Origin of the sequence: Bifidobacterium callitrichos DSM 23973 (assembly GCF_000741175.1) — a bacterium.
Taxonomy (GTDB): Bacteria; Actinomycetota; Actinomycetes; order Actinomycetales; family Bifidobacteriaceae; genus Bifidobacterium; species Bifidobacterium callitrichos.
On the sequence record NZ_JGYS01000011.1, the window covers coordinates 16561 to 33675 of the forward strand.

The window sequence follows — 17115 nt, forward strand, 5'->3', positions numbered from 1 at the left end:
CGTACGTTCCCGGGGGTTATCCGGGGAGGAGCCACGATCAACGTACGCTGAATGGCGGTGAGCGTACGTTGATCGTGGGCATAAAAGGGAGATCACCCGTATTCGTACGCCTACTCGTGGTGAGCGTACGAAAACGGGTGATCGAGTGGTTATCCTCCCGATGAACGTACGCTGAGCGGGAGTCAGCGTACGTTCATCGGGATTAAGTATGTTCCTTGGGGGATTAGACCGGCGCGGGACTCATAGTCGAGGCAGTGGGACCCGACTGGTGCTCAGCCCCGGTTGTCGAACATCTGCAACAGCATCTTGCTGGGTTCGAGCGCGTAGACGGTGTGCGGCAGCCGGGCGCTCAGATAGACGATGCCGCCGGGGGTGAGTTCGACTTCGCGCTCGCCGCCACCGATACGCAGTCGGCCTTCGAGCACCTGGATCGTCACGGGCATGGCCGCGGTGTGCTCGCTCAGCGCCTGATCCTTGTCGAAGGCGAAGAGCACGGCGCGCAGTCCATCCTCCCTCAGCACCGTTCGCGAGACGGTGGCCTCCTCCTGGATGTCGATCAGCGAGGCGAGATCGGCGACATAGCCCAGATGCGGGTCGACGGCGATGGCATGGCCCTCGGCATCGTGCCTGCACTTGCAGTGATGCCCGTCGTCCTGCTTGCAGCAGCCCTGCTTGATTTGCTGGTTGTCATCGGTCATGATGTGCTCCTTTGTACTTGGTGTGATCTTACGCCACGATGTCACGCTTGGGGCTTGCGTACCACGAAGGCGATGCCCGTGAGCTCGTCGCGATACTTGTCGAACGTGGACTTCATGCCAAGCACGCGGGCGCGAATGTCCTTGTTCCCCAGCACATTACGCATGATGCGCAGTACGCCGCCGATGCCCTCGTCGGCGATATTGCGCCGCATATCCAGCAGGGCCATCGGCTCCTTGCCGCTCCACAGCACCTCGAATCCCGCGGATTCCAACAGATCTCGCCATTCCGCCTCGGTGAGCGGTCGCGCGTTCACCTTGATGCTGCGTGCCAGCGCCTTGCGGATCTCGTCCTTGACGGAGTCGTCCAGATCATCCGGCTGCAGGCCGAGCTCGTGGATCGAGTAGGTGCCGCCTGCGCGCAGCAGTCGGAACGCCTCGTCGATGATCGCCCGCTTGCCGCGATCGCTCTGCATCGTGAGCATGGCCTCGCCGATCACCACGTCGGCACTGTCCGTGTCAAGTCCGGTGTCGGCGGCGTCGCGCAGGACGCAGCTCGCGGGGATGGGGCGCTGTCCGGACTGTCCTGACTGTTCCGCAGTCAGCCGGGTGATGATGTCCACAACTTGCGGATCTCGGTCCACGCCGCGATAGCTCTTCGGCCCCTGAGCCAGAATCGCCCTAGTGGTCAGACCGAGTCCCGGCGCGAACTCGACGACGTCCTTGCCGGCGATATCGGTGTTGGCGAGCATGCGTTCGGTGAGCTTCTTGCCGCCGGGGCGCAGTACGCGCTTGCCGATGCGGGCCAGCAGCCAGTGTCCCTGCAGGTGCGCGGGATCGCGATCGGACTGGGGAAGCGGTAGGGCATTGGTATCGGTCATGAGTCGCGATGCTATCGGGCTCGGCCACGCGGCACAAGAGTTTCGCGGGAAAAGACGATGAAAGATCGCGCCAAGCAAAGCGGAAGCGGCGGAGGCAGCGGGTGCCAAGTCACGCGAGAGGGAGCGGTCGTCAGGCCGCGAGTCTGGTTTTGTAGTCCTCAGCGAGAACAGGACCGCCGCCCAGCACGTCCTGTCCAAGGATCTGTTCGACCTGACTGCGGCCGATCTGGCCGGCTTCGACGCGGTCATCGACGCGTTCGGCACATGGGCGCCGGAAGCTCTACATCAGCATTCCACCTCGATCCAGCACTTGGTCGACATCCTCTCCGGAACCGACACCCGCCTGATCGTGGTCGGCGGTGCCGGCAGCCTGTACCTTGACGCCGCGCATACGCTGCAGCTGAGCCAGTCCGAGGGATTCCCGCCCGAGTTCAAGCCGCTCGCCACCGCGATGGGCGAATCGCTCGCCGAACTGCGCAAGCGTTCCGACGTGAAGTGGACGTACGTCTCGCCGGCCGCCGACTTCCGCGCCGACGGACCGCGCACCGGCGAGTACGCGCTCGCCGGCGAGGAGTTCACTACGAACGCGGATGGCGAAAGCGCGGTCAGCTACGCCGACTACGCCATCGCCATCGTCGATGAGCTGTCCAAGGCGCCCGCCGACGCGCACATCGGCGAGCGCATCTCCGTGCGCTGGTAACGCCGTCGCACACGGAGACGCTTCCCCATCCGTGCCGTGAGTCGGTGTGTGCTCCTGCGGGTCGGCGTCCGATTGGCGGAAAATGCAGCTGAGCGGCAGAATGTCTTGTTGCGCTGGTGCGGATGCGATTTGGGGGAGTTTGGACGTGGTCTGGCTCGTGCGTGGATGTTGACGCGAGTATGAAATCATACTATTTTGTGAGTATGATTTCATACTCGAGGTGTGTGCGGGAGGACATAATCATGGAATTCAGGCAGAACGAGACCTTGCGGGAGTTCGATCGGCTGAACCGGCAGATCGAGGGGCTCTACCATGAGATAGCCGCCGCCCGCGGCCTGTCCGATAGTGCATACGGTATCCTGCAGGCGATGCTGGTCCTGGGGGAGGGATGCACCCAGACCGCCGTGTGCCGGTATGCGTGCCTGAACAAGCAGACGGTGAACTCGTCCGTCAGAAGGATGGTGCAGGACGGGCTGATCGAGCTGCGTCAAGGCGAAGGTCGGGAGATGCGCATGCATCTGACCGTGCAGGGGGAGCGTGTGATGCGCGAGCGGGTGCTGCCGGTCGAACGCGCCGAAAGCGAGGTGTTCGACGAGATGCCGGTCGAGGACCAGCAGGCGATACTGCGACTGGTGAACCGCTATCTTGATTCCTTCCGCCGCAAGCTCGACGAGCTGGAGGCTGCGCGTTGACTCACCGGATGCTGAATACGATCGGGCTGGGAGTGCTCGGCATCGACCCCATCACCGCGGCGTACATGATGTCGATGAGGCTGCGAGGAGAGAGGAAGTCCCGAATCACATTGTTCTTCCTGTCGTTCGCAATCTCCACGATTCTTGTCGGCACGGTGCTTGCGGCGTCGATGGGAGCCGCGGCGGCCGGTTTCCTGCAAAGCGTCCTGCCTGATGACGGCAGTCGGTTCTGGGCGATTGCGGAACTTGCCGTATCCGTCGTCATCCTGCTTTGGGTGGCGAGACGGGTCTTTGCCGGTCCCAAGCGCGAGAAGAAGCAGCCACATGAAGCCGTCCGCGGCGGTGCGTTGGGACATATAGCCGTGGGCTTCGTGTTCGCGGTCACCTCGTTTACCGATCCCACGTTCTATGCGGTGATGCTCATCGGAGGGGAATCGCATAGTGTCGTCATGGCCGCGCTGCTGCTGGCCCTGTGGTTCGTGGTCAGTCAATGTCTGGCGATGGTCGTGTATGCAGCCATCCAATGCAATCGCCTCGACGCGCTCGCCGCTAGGCTGGACGAGTGGAAGGCGCGAAACCAGACGATGTTCAACCACATGCTGCATGGCGCGCTGATCGTTGTCGCCATCCTGCTGACTGCCGACGCGACGGCCTATTGGCTTACCGGCGGGTATCTCCTGTAGCCGCTGCCGTGCGTCCGACATTGCGTTAGTTCCCGGTTCCGCAATCCTATCCGGGCGATGAAACTCTGACAATAAAAATGCCGGGGTTCCCGGCTCTTGGAGGTCTCACGTTGCTGCGGACCCGTGTATGAGACATGGTCAGGTCTTTACCGTTGATTGGGTTCGCCTGCGTAGTTGATCATTTCCAGTTCCGGTCCCATGTCTTCGGTTTGCGTGTGACCGGTTTCGTGGAATCCGATATGTCGGTAGAATCCTTGCGCGTTCGCGTTGAATGCCATCACCCATAAGGCAAGTCGATCGTTGCCGATCGCGTGTTTGCCGGCTTCGACCAGCATCCGTCCGACGCCTTTGCGGTGATGGGCGGTCAGCACATAGAGCGAGGCCAGCTCCGCTGCGTCGGGCCGGTTGATCGGCGGTCGTGGAGTGCGCAGCAGTTCCGCAAATCCGATTACCTGATTGTCGTCCAACGCCACCAACGTCGCTTGATTGCTGTTGTTCGCAGCGTTACGCGTCAGTCTCAGTGCGAAATCGGGGGTGATCGCGTCTGCGATTTCCTGAGGGATGTGGCCTTGATTCAGCTCATGCCATGTATGTGACTGGACTTGTGCTTTCTGTCCGAACCACTGCGGTTCAATCGGAGCAATGCGAAGCGTCATGAGTTTCATTGTAGGACCGGTGTTCGCTTGTTTCGTGGGGGATTCAGTGCGAGAAACCGGGGTGGTTGCGTTGAGTTCTTCGGATTCGCGGGACTCGGGGCCGGAATCGGCGTCGGGGCGTTGGGTCTCACGAGGCGGCGTGGTTCGTTGGTTTCGTTCATGGCTTTTTGCGCGTGTTTGCCGGTGGATGCCCTGTGCTCGCGGTGTCATTGGCGCTGCGTGGGTTTGTCGTTGAGTTGGGTGTGGTAGTCGTCGATGATGTCCGCCAGCGTGATGGAGCGCATGGCCTCGGCTGTGGCGTGTTCGATCTTCTCGTAGGAGGGGGCGAGCGTGGCGTGGATATTCCGCGCCACGGGGCATGACTGTCCCTTGTATTGGTGGACGCCGATCATCGTGGCCAATCCATCGGGTTCGACGGCGTTCTGGATGTCGAGCAGTGTCACGTCCTTGGGGTCTTGGATCAGGTGCGCGCCGACGTTGCCTCGTTGGACGTCGATGATGCCGGCTTTTTTGAGCGCGGCGAAGAGCGCTCGAATGCTTGCGGGGTTGCATCCGGTGCTTTCGGCCAGCAGCGTGCTGGTGACGCGGTCGTCGCTGCCGGCCTCGTTCATGAAGATGAGGCAGTGCACTGCCACTGAGCATTTCATGCTGATGTGCATGCGTCCTCCCGTCCTTCGTGCCGTCGTTCCATGTGTTCACGCGTTGCGTTGCCGCTGTGTTGACGATATCCCGGCGTCACGATATGGTTTAATGTAATTCTAAATATTACATTACTGGGTCGTCGGAAATCCAACACCTGCGGAATCGAAGAAAGGACGCGCCACCATGCGAGCAGCGCAGATCAACCGTTACGAGAAGGACGTCGCCAAGGCCATTGCGGGGGTTGAGGTCAACGAGATCCCCGAACCGTCCATCGGCGACCGCGACATACTGATCCGCGTCAAGGCGGCGGCTGTCAATCCGCTGGAATTGCTGGTCGCCGCCGGCGCAGTCAAGCTGATCCAGGATTATCCGATGCCGGTCACGCTCGGCAACGAGGTCGCCGGCGTCGTGGAACGCGTGGGTGATGCGGTGCGCGGATTCCAGCCGGGTGATCGCGTGTATGCCCGCACGCCGATCGACCGCCCCGGCGCGCTCGCCGAATTCGCCGCATTGCCCGCCGACGCTGTGGCACCGATGCCCGAGGGCTATGATTTCGACGAGGCCGCGACCATCCCGCTCACCGGTCTGACCGCGTGGCAGGCGTTCACGGAGGTCCTGGACGCCAAGCCGGGGCAGAGCGTCCTCATTCCCGGAGGCTCGGGCAGCTTCGGACGCATGGCCGTGCCGATCGCCAAATCGCTGGGGCTGGACGTCACCGTCACCGGTAACGAGCGCTCGTGCGACGAGATCCTCGCCCTCGGCGCCGACCGGTATCTCGACTACCGTGCGGAGGATTACTGGCAGGCCGGCGTCAGTGTCGACTACGTGATCGATACGCTCGGACCGGCCGAGTTCGACCGTGAGCTGTCCGTGCTGAAACCCGGTGGCACGCTGCTCAGCCTGCGTGGCGTGCCCAACAAGGCGTTCGCCGAACGCATGCGGATGCCGTTCCTCAAGCGCGCGCTGTTCTCGCTCGCCGGATCGAAGCTCGACAAGAAGGCGCAGGCGCAGGGCAAGCGGTACGAATTCATCTTCGTGCGGGCGGATGGCGAACAGCTGCGTCATGTCACCGACATCGTGAAGGAGCGTGATGTGCGCCCCTCCATCGACCCGCACATGCTCCGTCTTGACGACATTCAAGCGGCGCTCAAGCTTGTCGCCGGCATGGGAGGACGCGCATCAGGCAAGGTCGTGGTTCGGTTCTGATCGTCGGGTAATTGACGAACGCGAATGAAAGGGAGGGGATCGGCAATGCCTATCGCTATTATCACCGGCGCAAGTTCTGGCCTTGGCCGGGCGTATATTGATGCGATCATCCGTGAGTGCCCGGAAATCCGGGAGATCTGGATAATCGCTCGCAGCAAAGGCAAACTCGAACGAATCGCCTCTGAATATCAGAGCGTTCGCATCGTGCCGGTTCCGCTCGATCTGACCGATTCGCGCAGCTTTGACGAACTGCATGACAGGCTTGACGCCGCCAAGCCTGTCATCCGTATGCTTGTCAGCAACGCGGGCGTCGGTGCGAGCCGGCCGTTCGCCGATGAGGATCCGCAGCGCCTACTGCAGTTGGTGCAGCTCAACGTCACGGCGGCCACGATGGTCACGCGCCTATGCCTGCCGTACATGCAACGCGGGTCCATGATCTTGGAGACCGGCTCCATTCTTGGAGCCTCACCTGTGGGCAACCTGGCGGCGTACAGTGCCAGCAAGTCCTATGTGCGCACCTTGTCCGTCGTGCTGCGGCAGGAACTCAAGCCGCACGGCATCCATGTCACCGTGGCGCAACCAGGACTGATGGATACGCCGATGCTGTCGCGTGGTTCTGAACCGTCCGCCGGTGCGGTCTCGGATGCGAGGCCGAGGAAGCGGACGTCGCTGCCGGTGCTGGACCCGCGTGATGTGGCGATCGGTTCAATCCGTGCAGTCAAGCGGAACAAGGCCATCTACCTGCCGCATCCGTTCAACAAGTTGCTCGCGTTTCTGGCCAAGATCCTGCCGATCACGTTTGGCGTATCTGTCGCGAACATGTGACCATACGCTGACTGCCGCGGTTCGACGGCGTCGATGAAAGGTGCCTATGCGGTGTGGATGCCGGCTTGGATGAGATTTACTGAGCCGTCAGCTGATGCTTCCGTACCTTTTTGAGGAAGTTCTTCTTGAAGGTGCGTGCCGATTCGAAGAAGCGTTCGTCGGTTGCGGTTTGCTCGTGGTTCTCGTACGTGAGCGCAGTCAGTTCGATGGTGCAGATGAAATGCCGGGGGATTACCCCCGGTTCTTGGAAGTCTCACATTGCTGCGGACATGTGTAGGGGCATACTATCAGGCCCGCATCGTTGATTGGGGAAAATCGTGGGTGCGCAGATCGGCGGAATGGCTTGAAACCGTTGAAATACCGCCGTTTTGGCAATGAAAAAGCCCTTTTCCTTTGGGCGGGAAAAGGGCGATGGCGGAGGATACGAGATTCGAACTCGTGAGGCTGTTACACCAACACGCTTTCCAAGCGTGCGCCATAGACCACTAGGCGAATCCTCCGTGTTGTCTCTCCGCCCCTAGACAAGCAGGCTTCGAACGCAACTCGTCATACGATACCAGCTTCTGCAAAATCTGCCACCATACGGCGTGTTGTGTTGTGCCGCAACGGTTTTGGGGATTACGGATTCATCGCCGATTGGGCGTGAGGCTCGTGCCGATTGGCCGCGAGGGCCGTGGCGGGGCGTAGTGAGAGAATAAAGCACATGACTGATGTGAAGAAGACGCCCAAGTCCATCGACCACCTTGCGATGGTCATCACCACGTACAAGCGCCAGAACCTGCTCGCCACTCTGTTCGAGTCGATTCTCGCGCTCGAACAGGCCCCGTGGCGCGTCATCGTCGTGGACAACGAGCAGTCCGACGAGACGAAGTCCATGGTCGCCGATCTCGAGGCCAAGGCGAACGCGCAGTGGGGTAGGACCGTCGCCGACCGGTCCGGCAACCAGTCGCGCGTCGTCTACGCGCCGCAGGCCGAGAACCTCGGCGGCGCGGGCGGCTTCTCCGCAGGCGTCAAGAAGGCGTACCAGTTGGGTGCCGAATGGTTCTGGGTGATGGACGACGACGTCGCCGTCCTGCCCGACGCGATCGCCAAGCTCGCCCCGTGGACCCTGCGCCACGAGGTCATCCAGGGATCCCGCTTCGACTATGACGGCGGCCCGTTCTACTGGCAGTACGATTTCCGCATCGGCCTGGGCATCCCGAACCCGATCGCCCCGGCCGCCTTCGGCCGCGCCGGATACCGCACGATGAACACGCTGTGCTTCGAAGGCGGCCTGTTCAACCGCCGCGTCGTCAAGGCGATCGGCCTGCCCGACCCGCGCTTCTTCATCTATTGGGACGACACGATCTACGGCTATCGCGCGAGCAAGGTCACCGCCCCGATCGTCGTGCCCGATGTGGTGCTGCGCCGCACGCGCGAGATCGGCAACTGGGACATTGCCGGCGTGCGCCAGCTCAACTCCACGTCCGACATGAACCGCTATCACATCATGCGCAATCGCGGCTACATGGCCCGCTACTTCATGGTCTACGGCGACTATCGCCCGTTCCTCTTCGCGCTCGGCACCGCCGCGACCGCCGCCAAGGAGCTCATTCGACTCGTCATGGTCGATCGCGAGCACTTGAGGACCGGCATCGTGCAGATCGCCAAGGGCTGGTGGGATTCGCGCAAGCTCCTGCGCGACCGCTCGTGGCGCCCGATGCCGGCCCCGCTGCCGGACACGCTCGATCTCGACGACTGATCCGGGCGATTCGGAGCCGCCCGTCACATGTCGATCAAGTCGATGAACACCGTTTCCGACACGTTCACGCCCGGTACGGTCACGTCCGGTACGTCGACGTCCGGCGCGTCTGTCATGCCGCGCCGTCTCGCCCCGCTCGTCGCCCTGCCCGCGTGCATGACGATCGGCGTGCTGCTCGCGTTCGCCGTGGTCGTCGCGTGGTTCCCCAAGGGGGACGCGGCGTGGCAGTATCCGCTGCATCAGATCGACGCGCCCGCCCACTACTACTTCATCCGACGCATCTTGGACGAGGGGATCGGCGCGGCCACGCACCTGTGGCCCAACGACGCGTACTATCCGCCGCTGTTCCACCTGCTCGCCGCCGGACTGATCGCGATCGCGCGGCTCTTCGGCGCTGAGATGAGCATCTACACCGCGTTCAACGTCGTGTGGATCGCCGGCGCGGGACTCGTCTGGCCGGCCGGCATGCAGCTGCTCTCCTCGTACTGGACCTGCCGCGGCGTGCGCGGCGCCCGTGCGCCAGCCGGCAGGGTTCCCGTCTTCCCCTGTGCGATGGCGCTGATCGTACCGCTGCTATCGGTTGCCTCGGCCAGCCATCCGTTCCAGATGCTCGCCTCCGGCCCGCTCGTCGCCTACGGCCTCGCCTTCTCGTTGCTGCCGTTCTGGCTGTACGCGACGCTGCGACTGTTCGACGCGATCGTCGCGCGATCCGCGATCATCCGCTGGAGCGCGATCACCGTGCTGACCGGTGGTATCACCGTGTTCGCGCACCCGCGCATGACGTTCACCTGGCTGCTGTTCATCGGCCCGTTCCTGCTCATGCGACTGCCATGGCGATTCATTCTCGCCGCGCTCGCCGCCTGCGTGCTCGGCGCGGGTGCGTTCCTCGCGTACATGATCACGCACTACAAGTCGAGCCGCTACTTCAATCCGGGCGACTGGTTCCACACGTTCGTGCCGAATCGCACGGTTCCCGACGCCCTGCGCGTGTTCGTCACCGACAACATCGACGGGCCCGCGGGCATCATGATGGCGGTGATGGTGGTCGCGGCCGTAGTCGTGACGATTATTGCGGTTGTGACCGAGAAGACGGGTTTCCTGCGCAAGGATGCGATTTCGGTGCTGTTGGTCGTGGTGCTGTTCGGGCTGCTCTACGTGTGCTCGACGGCGCTCACCGGGTGGTTCCCGAACATCGTAGCGGCCGCGTGGTATCGCGCCGAGACCAGACCTCTCACGATGATCCCGCTCGCGATCGTCACCCTGCTCGTCTTCGCCGCGAGTGCGCTGCATGAGACGACGATCCCATCCCCGCATCCGTTCCGCGCCCGCCGCACCATCTCGGCGATCATGGTCGCCGCCCTTGCCGCGCTCGCCGTGGGCGCGCAGTTCGGCGGCGTGACGAGCGGGCCCGATGGGTCGATCACCGGCTGGGGCAACGCGAATCGCGCCAGACTCGCGCACGACATCTACGCGAACATGACCCTGACCGACGCCCAGCCCGACGAGCAGCTCACGGACACGAAGTACGGCATTCTCGCCGACGTGGCACGCACGGTCGAACCGGGAGCGGCGGTCATCTCCGATCCGCTCAACGGGTCGATGTACGGCAAGACCGTGTTCGACGTGAACATGCTCTACCCGATCTACAATCCGATGGCCGAAAAGAACGGCGCGATCTTCGGCGCGGTCGAGCGTGCGTTCGACTCCGGCGACAAGACGACCCTGCTCGACACGGTCTGCCCGATCGAACAGGACAAGCCCGAATACTTCCTCGTGATGGGCGGTCAGGCGCCAAGCCTCCAGATGTTCACGTTCCGCCAGCAGTACGATCCGTTCCACCGCGAGGATCTCATCGCCAAGTACACGGCCGACGGCACGCTCGTCAAGGTGCGCGACTACTCGGATCGCGCCGACTATGCCAAGGGGTGGGCGCTCTACCGCTTCGGCTGCACACGGTGAGGTAGAACGGGAGCATGCTCTTCCAAGCCTGCTCCCTGCTGCTGGTCATCGTCGGCACCTACGCGCTCAAGCATCTGCATGTGTTCGGCGAACGCGACTACAAGGTCGCGCAGGGACTTGTGTTCAATCTGACCCTGCCCTGCGCGATCATCCTGTCGTTCGCGACGAACAAGCATGACATGCGCATGCTGTGGATCGTGCTGTTCGGCTTCTTCGCCTGCCTGATCCCGCTGTTCGTCGTCTACTTCGGCTCGCGCGGCGACGAACGCAACTACCGCGCCTTCCAGATGCTCAACGCGTCCGGTCTCAACCTTGGCGCGTTCTGTCTGCCGGTCGTGCAGACGTTCATGGGCGCTTCCGCCGGCCTGCCGATCATCATGCTCGATATCGGCAACGCGACCGTCGCCACCGCAGGGTCGCTGACGATCACGCGCACGCTGCTCAAGATGGACGACAACTTCAAGGCCCTGCCGTGGCGGCTTCGGCTGCGCAACATCGCCCGCGACTTCCTCGGGTCGATCTCGTTCGACATCTACATGCTGATGCTCGTGTTCATGTTCCTGCGCATCACGATCCCGCAGCCGATCGTCACCCTGATCACGCCGTTCGCCAACGCGAACGCGTTCTGCGCGATGGCGATGATCGGTCTCATGATGGAGGTGCCCGACAATCGCAAGGACAAGGTGGAGCTCGCGAAGGTGATCGCGTGGCGTGCGGTGTTCGGTGTGATCATCGCGCTCGCCGCGTGGTTCCTGCTGCCGTTCGACGCGCGTATCCGCGAGATCATCGTGCTGGGCGCGTTCGCCCCGGTCACGATCTTCTCGACCAAGTTCACCGATTCGCTGACCGGCAATGCGAAGCTCGCCGGCTTCTCGCTGACCGTCACCGCGATCATCGGCCTGGTGGTGATGACCGTACTGCACGCCCTGCTGCCCACGGCGTGACGAGTCCGCCCGCGCCCCGCGAGACGCGGAAACATATCGTTCTTGTAGCGGCCGTAGAATGTGCCCGATTCGTGAGACGCACGCAACGACCATACGGACGATGGGGGCCTTGATGAGACTGACACCACGGGAGACCGACAAGCTCATGCTGTATTTGGCGGGACAGCTCGCCAAGGACCGCAAGTCGCGGGGGGTGAAGCTCAACTACGTCGAGGCGATCGCGCTGATCTCCTCCGAATGCGTCGAACGCGCACGCGAGGGCGCGACCGTCGCCGAACTCATGTCCTACGGGCGCACGCTGCTGAAGCCCGAGGACGTGATGGACGGCGTCGCCGAAATGCTCGAGGTTGTCGAAGTGGAGGCCACGTTCCCCGACGGCACCAAGCTCGTGTCGATCCACAACCCGATCGAATCGACCGAGAAGCTCGTTCCCGGCGAATATCTGCTCGCGGACGACGACCTGACCCTGAACGACGGCAAGGACGCCATCGAACTCGACGTCGTCAACACCGCCGACCGTCCGATCCAGATCGGCTCCCACTTCCACTTCTTCGAAGTCAACAAGTACCTGAAGTTCGACCGCAAGGCCGCCTACGGCAAGCGACTCGACATCGCCGCCGGCACCGCCGTGCGATTCGAGCCGGGCGAGGCCCATCGCGTGCGCCTGATCGACATCGGCGGCACCCGCGAGATCCACGGCTTCAGCGCGCTCGTCGAAGGCAAGCTCGACGACCCGCAGGTGCGCGAGGCCGCGTTCAGGAAGGCCCACGAACTGGGCTTCCTCGGTATTTGATTCGATCGGCAGGAACATCGGCAGGAACGGGACACACACCATGAGCAAGACCATCACACGCAAGGACTACGCGGGCATGTTCGGCCCGACCACCGGAGACCGCGTCCGCCTCGGCGACACCAGCCTCATCATCGAAGTCGAGAAGGACTACACGCACTACGGCGACGAACTGAAGTTCGGCGGCGGCAAATCGTTCCGCGACGGCATGGGCCAGTCCAGCGTCCAGCTCGACGCCGAATCGCCCGACACCGTCATCACCAACGCGCTGATCGTCGACTGGACCGGCATCTACAAGGCAGACATCGGCCTGAAAAACGGCAAGATCAGCGCGATCGGCAAGGCCGGCAACCCGCAGACCATGAGCGGCGTCACCCCCGGCCTCGAAGTCGGCTCGGGCACCGAGGCGATCGCCGGCGAGGGCCTGATCGTCACGGCGGGCGGCCTCGACACGCACATCCACTTCATCTCCCCGCAGCAAATCCGCACCGCGCTCGCGGGCGGCGTCACCACGATGGTCGGCGGCGGCACCGGCCCGGCCGATGGCACCAACGCGACCACCTGCAACCCGGGCGCGTTCCACCTGGCCCGCATGATCGAGGCGGCCGAGGCGCTGCCGGTCAACATCGCCTACCTCGGTAAGGGCAACGACTCCAGCCCCGAACCGTTGCGCGAGCAGATCCGCGCCGGCGCCGCGGGATTGAAGATCCACGAGGACTGGGGCGCCACACCGGCCGTCATCGACACCTGCCTCGGCGTCGCCGACGACATGGACATCCAGGTCGCGATCCATACCGACACGCTCAACGAGGGCGGCTGCGTCGAGGACACGATCGCCGCGTTCAAGGGGCGCGCGATCCATACCTACCACACCGAGGGCGCCGGCGGCGGCCACGCCCCGGACATCATCCGCGTGGCCGGCTTCCCGAACGTGCTGCCGAGCTCCACGAACCCGACGATGCCGTACACGCGCAACACGATCGACGAGCATCTCGACATGATGATGGTCTGCCACCATCTCGATCGCAATGTGCCGGAGGACATCTCCTTCGCCGACTCGCGCATCCGCCCCGAGACGATCGGCGCGGAGGACGTACTGCACGATCTCGGCATCATCTCGATGATGAGCTCCGACTCGCAGGCCATGGGTCGCGTCGGCGAGGTCATCACCCGCACGATCCAGACCGCCGACAAGATGAAGAAGCAGCGCGGCCCCCTGCCGGAGGACGAGCACGACAACAACCGCAACGACAACTTCCGCGTCAAGCGCTACGTGTCGAAGTTCACGATCAACCCGGCCATCACGCATGGCATCGCCGACTACGTGGGCTCGATCGAGGTCGGCAAGATGGCCGATCTCGTGCTCTGGCAGCCGTCGATGTTCGGCGCGAAGCCGGAGATGGTCATCAAGGGCGGCACGATCGCCTACTCGCGTATGGGCGACGCGAACGCCTCGATCCCGACCCCGGAGCCGGTCTACTACCGTGACATGTTCGGCGCGCTGGGCCGTGCGCTGTCGAGCTCCTGCGCGACGTTCGTCTCGCAGGCCGCGGTCGACGACGACATCAAGGGCAAGCTCGGCCTGGCGCGTCAGGTGCTGCCGGTGCGCGGATGCCGCACGATCGGCAAGAAGGACCTGAAGTTCAACGACACACTCGCCGACATCCAGGTCAACCCGGAGACGTTCCAGGTGACGGTCGACGGCGAGCTTGTCCACTCCGATCCGGCGTACGAGCTGCCGCTCACCCAGCGCTACTTCCTGTTCTGAGGACGCGCGTGTAGCCTCTACATCGCGAAGGGTTCGTAGTAGATGTCGGTTGATGCGACGCCGTGCTTGGCGAGGATCTCGCGCACCGCGTCCATCATCGGCATCGGGCCGGCGATCAGGTAGATCGCGCCCGGGCGGATCATCGGCGCGATCAACGCCTCATCCGCGCGGCCGGTTTTCAGCCGCACGCGCGTGTTCGGCGACGAGGCGCCGAACCGTTCCAGCTCGTCGCGGTAGATGAAATCACGCTCCGATCGCGCGGTGTACAGGAAGTCGACGATGCGCGGGGTAGGGGTGGTCGCGGCTGCGTACGCGGTGAGCACGCCGATCAGCGGGGTGACGCCGATGCCGCCGGCGATCAGCACCAGCGGAGTGGGGGAGTGCGCGGGCGACTGCGCGTCATGCTCCCTGATGAACTCGGCGTAACGGCCGTACGGCGGCACGACGCGCACGCGTTCGCCCGGCTTGAGCGAGGCGATCTTCGAGGTGAAATCGCCGTCCGCGCGGATCGCGAACGACATGACCGGGGCCTGGCGGGATGTTTCCTGGCCATCGCCCGCATACGAGTTGGTCAGCGAGAACGGGTGCAGTTCATGCATCCCGCGTACGCCCGGGAACGAGATGAACGCGAAATCACCCGGATTCCAACGGATCGAGGAACGCGTCCCGGACTTTGCCGCACGCCCGGAATCGTCGATCGCGATGCGCAGTTCGGTCACGCGCGGCGCGATTGGGCGAACCGACGCGACGCGACCGCGCAGTGTGAACGCGCGACGGCTCACCGAACTCCACACGTAGTAGGCGAACACCGCGATCGTCGCCGCGTCGAAGAGGAACAGGAACGGGCGGTTCGACGCGATGTAGTCGATCACATGCACATGGATGACGATCAGCGCGATCGCCACCAGATTGAGACGATGCAGCCACACGCTCATCTCGTGACGGAACAGCCGCTCCAGCGCACGCTTGACCTTGGCGAGCCAAGCCACGCGCGACGTCAGCCACCCGGCCATGAACACCAGCGACCACACCGCCACCGCGATGAACAGATACAGTCCCGTATGCCCGGTCAGGCTGATCAGCGCGCCCGCACCCGGCAGCAGCGACTGGTGTACGAACGCGAGGGTGATCGCCAGAATCGCCAGCACGCCATGAATCATGTACATGTGCGGCAGGCCGACCGTGCGGTCCACCCAGCGCGGACGGCACGCGAGATACACGGCCGCCAGCATCCACGTGTACGCGACGACGCCGATCTCCGCGCCGAACAGCGTATCGGCGTACAGCGTCGGATAGCCCGCGGCCAGCGTCGCGAGGAACGGCAGCGGCACGATGAACAGCACCGTGGCCCATGCGAGGGCGATATGCGAGGTGAGGAATTTCATGATCGGTCCTTGATGTCTCTCTTCGTTGTTTCTGATGTTTCCGGCGTGATCTCGGCCACTGTTCCATCTGTGCGCACGAGCACCGCCTGGAGCGTCGCTCGGGCGATCATCGTTCGGAAGTCGCGCTCGCCGGCGCTAATCGCGGCCGTCGCCCACATGTCCGCAAACGTGAGGCGATCGTCGACGACGGTGACCTGTGCGAGATCGTGCGTACGTCGGGTGATGTGTTCGCCGCGTGCTGACGTGCCCGATGTGGCGATGCCGCCGTTGCGCATGGTGATCGTGCGCAGGGTCGCGTCGTGTGTGGGTGAGAAGGGGTCGGCGACGCCGATGTTCCACGTGAAACAACTGTTGTTGCTCACGCCGGTTTGGATGTCGCCTCCTCCTCCGATCGCTGCGGCCTCGCACCGTCCGGCGTCGAGCAGCGGCTTGAGGAATCGGCGATGCGCTTCCTCCACGGCCCAGCCCTTGACGATGCCGGTCGGGTCGTAGACGCCCTTATGCATTGGATCGAAGTGACCGTCGGTCAGGGCCTTGGCCTGTTGCGCGAGCGCGTAGATCTCGGCGAACGCGGGGTTTCTCAGCAGCGCCGACCAGTCGCCGCGCCTCGCCGCCGCGACCTGGGAATCATCGCGGAACGGCGAGAACGTCGAGTCGATATCGGCGAGGAACGTCGCGATACGCGGTGTGATCTCGTCGAGCAGCATGTCGAGTCGTTCCGTGGCGGCCTCGTGGCCGCCGACGAGCTGAATGGTGAACGGAATGGTCATCGCATGGATGACGCGCGCCCTGATGACCGAGGCTGTCATTTGCCGGCGTTGAGTGACTGGTTGATGGCGTCCTGCAGCGAGTTGACGAACGCCGTGGAGGTCTCGGTCGCACCCGAGACGAACTGGATTTCGGCGCTCTGCGCGCTGATCGCCCGGTCCGTCAACTCGGGGATCGCCTGCGCGTTCACCGACTGCGAGCGGCCGTGGGTCGGCATTTTGACCGTCGCGATGTCGGTGATCTTGCCACCCTTGACGGTGACCTGCAGCTGGATCTCGCCGTACGCGTTCGGTGACGCGACGGATGTGTATGTGCCGTCCTGGAGTTCGCCGGACGATGCGGAAGATGAGGAATCCCCGGATGAGGTGCCCGAGCCATCCGCGCCGCTGGAACCGGACGTCGATCCCGAATCGGCGGAACCGCCTCCCGATCGGGTCGACTGGGCCAGAGCACTGGACGCTCCCTGCTGGGCCAGATGCGGCTTGACGAACAGCAGGAACGCGTCGGCCACGATGGCCAGTCCCGCGACTACGGCGATGGCCGCTTTCGTGATGGTTGCCTTCATGATGGATCCCCCTCATATAAGTGACGAAACGCCTTGTTGGGCATGCCGGATACGTCATGGCTAAGCCCTGTGGAACGCGTGCTGCATGGTACTGCGTAAGCCGTTGACGCGTTCCGCCGGTGTCACGATACCTATTGCGATCTGGGTGGAAAATAGGGGAAATCTGAAAGTGAGCTGAAAAACGCTATGATTGTGACATATCTCTCATCGAGGTA

17 protein-coding genes and 1 tRNA gene are annotated in these 17115 nt (G+C 63.4%); 10 read left to right on the forward strand and 8 right to left on the reverse strand.

What is annotated here, in order from left to right; translation table 11 throughout:
- Positions 1–272 precede the first annotated feature (272 nt).
- Complete coding sequence (locus BCAL_RS06960; RefSeq protein WP_238549653.1) at positions 273–698, reverse strand: cupin domain-containing protein; 426 nt, start codon at positions 696–698, stop codon at positions 273–275.
- Positions 699–739: 41 nt separating this feature from the next.
- Entirely contained in the window at positions 740–1576 is an 837-nt protein-coding gene (locus BCAL_RS06965; RefSeq protein WP_043165996.1) for a class I SAM-dependent methyltransferase, read from the reverse strand.
- Positions 1577–1886: 310 nt separating this feature from the next.
- On the opposite strand from BCAL_RS06965, the gene BCAL_RS06970 reads away from it, so the two are divergent.
- The 3 genes from BCAL_RS06970 to BCAL_RS06980 all read left to right on the forward strand — a co-directional run bounded on the left by BCAL_RS06970 (position 1887) and on the right by BCAL_RS06980 (position 3651).
- The gene (locus BCAL_RS06970) at positions 1887–2276 is read left to right on the forward strand and encodes an NAD(P)-dependent oxidoreductase (RefSeq protein WP_476559202.1); all 390 of its coding nucleotides are present in this window, start codon (positions 1887–1889) and stop codon (positions 2274–2276) included.
- Between the two features lie 242 nt (positions 2277–2518).
- Complete coding sequence (locus BCAL_RS06975; protein WP_043166000.1) at positions 2519–2968, forward strand: MarR family winged helix-turn-helix transcriptional regulator; 450 nt, start codon at positions 2519–2521, stop codon at positions 2966–2968.
- Between the two features lie 8 nt (positions 2969–2976).
- The gene (locus BCAL_RS06980) at positions 2977–3651 is read left to right on the forward strand and encodes a hypothetical protein (protein WP_202961951.1); all 675 of its coding nucleotides are present in this window, start codon (positions 2977–2979) and stop codon (positions 3649–3651) included.
- A 146-nt stretch (positions 3652–3797) separates the two neighbouring features.
- On the opposite strand, the gene BCAL_RS06985 is transcribed toward BCAL_RS06980, so the two are convergent.
- Together BCAL_RS06985 and BCAL_RS06990 are read right to left on the reverse strand one after the other, a co-directional pair.
- Entirely contained in the window at positions 3798–4307 is a 510-nt protein-coding gene (locus tag BCAL_RS06985; protein ID WP_152600350.1) for a GNAT family N-acetyltransferase, read from the reverse strand.
- A gap of 206 nt (positions 4308–4513) precedes the next feature.
- Positions 4514–4966: an RrF2 family transcriptional regulator gene (locus BCAL_RS06990; RefSeq protein ID WP_043166005.1), complete on the reverse strand. Its 453-nt coding sequence runs from the start codon at positions 4964–4966 to the stop codon at positions 4514–4516.
- Between the two features lie 166 nt (positions 4967–5132).
- Between BCAL_RS06990 and BCAL_RS06995 the strand changes: the two genes are divergently transcribed.
- The gene (locus BCAL_RS06995) at positions 5133–6155 is read left to right on the forward strand and encodes an NADP-dependent oxidoreductase (RefSeq protein WP_043166007.1); all 1023 of its coding nucleotides are present in this window, start codon (positions 5133–5135) and stop codon (positions 6153–6155) included.
- 45 nt (positions 6156–6200) lie between these two features.
- Positions 6201–6980 (forward strand): SDR family NAD(P)-dependent oxidoreductase, encoded by a 780-nt coding sequence (locus tag BCAL_RS07000; protein WP_043166009.1) that lies wholly within the window; start codon positions 6201–6203, stop codon positions 6978–6980.
- Between the two features lie 412 nt (positions 6981–7392).
- Here BCAL_RS07000 and BCAL_RS07005 read toward each other — a convergent pair.
- Positions 7393–7480 (reverse strand) — tRNA-Ser (locus BCAL_RS07005).
- A gap of 203 nt (positions 7481–7683) precedes the next feature.
- Here BCAL_RS07005 and BCAL_RS07010 point away from each other — a divergent pair.
- The 5 genes from BCAL_RS07010 to ureC all read left to right on the forward strand — a co-directional run bounded on the left by BCAL_RS07010 (position 7684) and on the right by ureC (position 14182).
- The gene (locus tag BCAL_RS07010) at positions 7684–8721 is read left to right on the forward strand and encodes a glycosyltransferase family 2 protein (protein ID WP_043166012.1); all 1038 of its coding nucleotides are present in this window, start codon (positions 7684–7686) and stop codon (positions 8719–8721) included.
- A 42-nt stretch (positions 8722–8763) separates the two neighbouring features.
- Positions 8764–10680: a DUF6541 family protein gene (locus tag BCAL_RS07015; RefSeq protein ID WP_238549655.1), complete on the forward strand. Its 1917-nt coding sequence runs from the start codon at positions 8764–8766 to the stop codon at positions 10678–10680.
- A 14-nt stretch (positions 10681–10694) separates the two neighbouring features.
- Positions 10695–11624, forward strand: a complete 930-nt coding sequence (locus BCAL_RS07020; RefSeq protein ID WP_043166013.1) for an AEC family transporter — start codon at positions 10695–10697, stop codon at positions 11622–11624.
- A 112-nt stretch (positions 11625–11736) separates the two neighbouring features.
- Positions 11737–12417 carry an urease subunit gamma gene (gene ureA, locus BCAL_RS07025; RefSeq protein ID WP_043166016.1) on the forward strand — a complete coding sequence of 227 codons (681 nt, stop codon included), beginning with the start codon at positions 11737–11739 and terminating at the stop codon, positions 12415–12417.
- Positions 12418–12457: 40 nt separating this feature from the next.
- On the forward strand, positions 12458–14182 hold the full coding sequence (gene ureC / locus BCAL_RS07030) for an urease subunit alpha (RefSeq protein ID WP_043166018.1): 1725 nt from the start codon (positions 12458–12460) through the stop codon (positions 14180–14182).
- A gap of 17 nt (positions 14183–14199) precedes the next feature.
- Here the strand turns inward: ureC and BCAL_RS07035 are convergent, their stop codons facing one another.
- The 3 genes from BCAL_RS07035 to BCAL_RS07045 are packed head-to-tail and all read right to left on the reverse strand — an operon-like array spanning position 14200 to position 16900.
- A complete protein-coding gene (locus tag BCAL_RS07035; RefSeq protein ID WP_052119154.1) occupies positions 14200–15567 on the reverse strand; it encodes a ferric reductase-like transmembrane domain-containing protein in 1368 nt (455 codons plus the stop codon).
- Positions 15564–16337: an FAD:protein FMN transferase gene (locus BCAL_RS07040; RefSeq protein WP_160268289.1), complete on the reverse strand. Its 774-nt coding sequence runs from the start codon at positions 16335–16337 to the stop codon at positions 15564–15566. The genes BCAL_RS07035 and BCAL_RS07040 overlap by 4 nt, the downstream gene beginning before the upstream one ends.
- A 35-nt stretch (positions 16338–16372) precedes the next feature.
- A complete protein-coding gene (locus BCAL_RS07045) occupies positions 16373–16900 on the reverse strand; it encodes an FMN-binding protein (RefSeq protein WP_043166021.1) in 528 nt (175 codons plus the stop codon).
- Positions 16901–17115 lie beyond the last annotated feature (215 nt).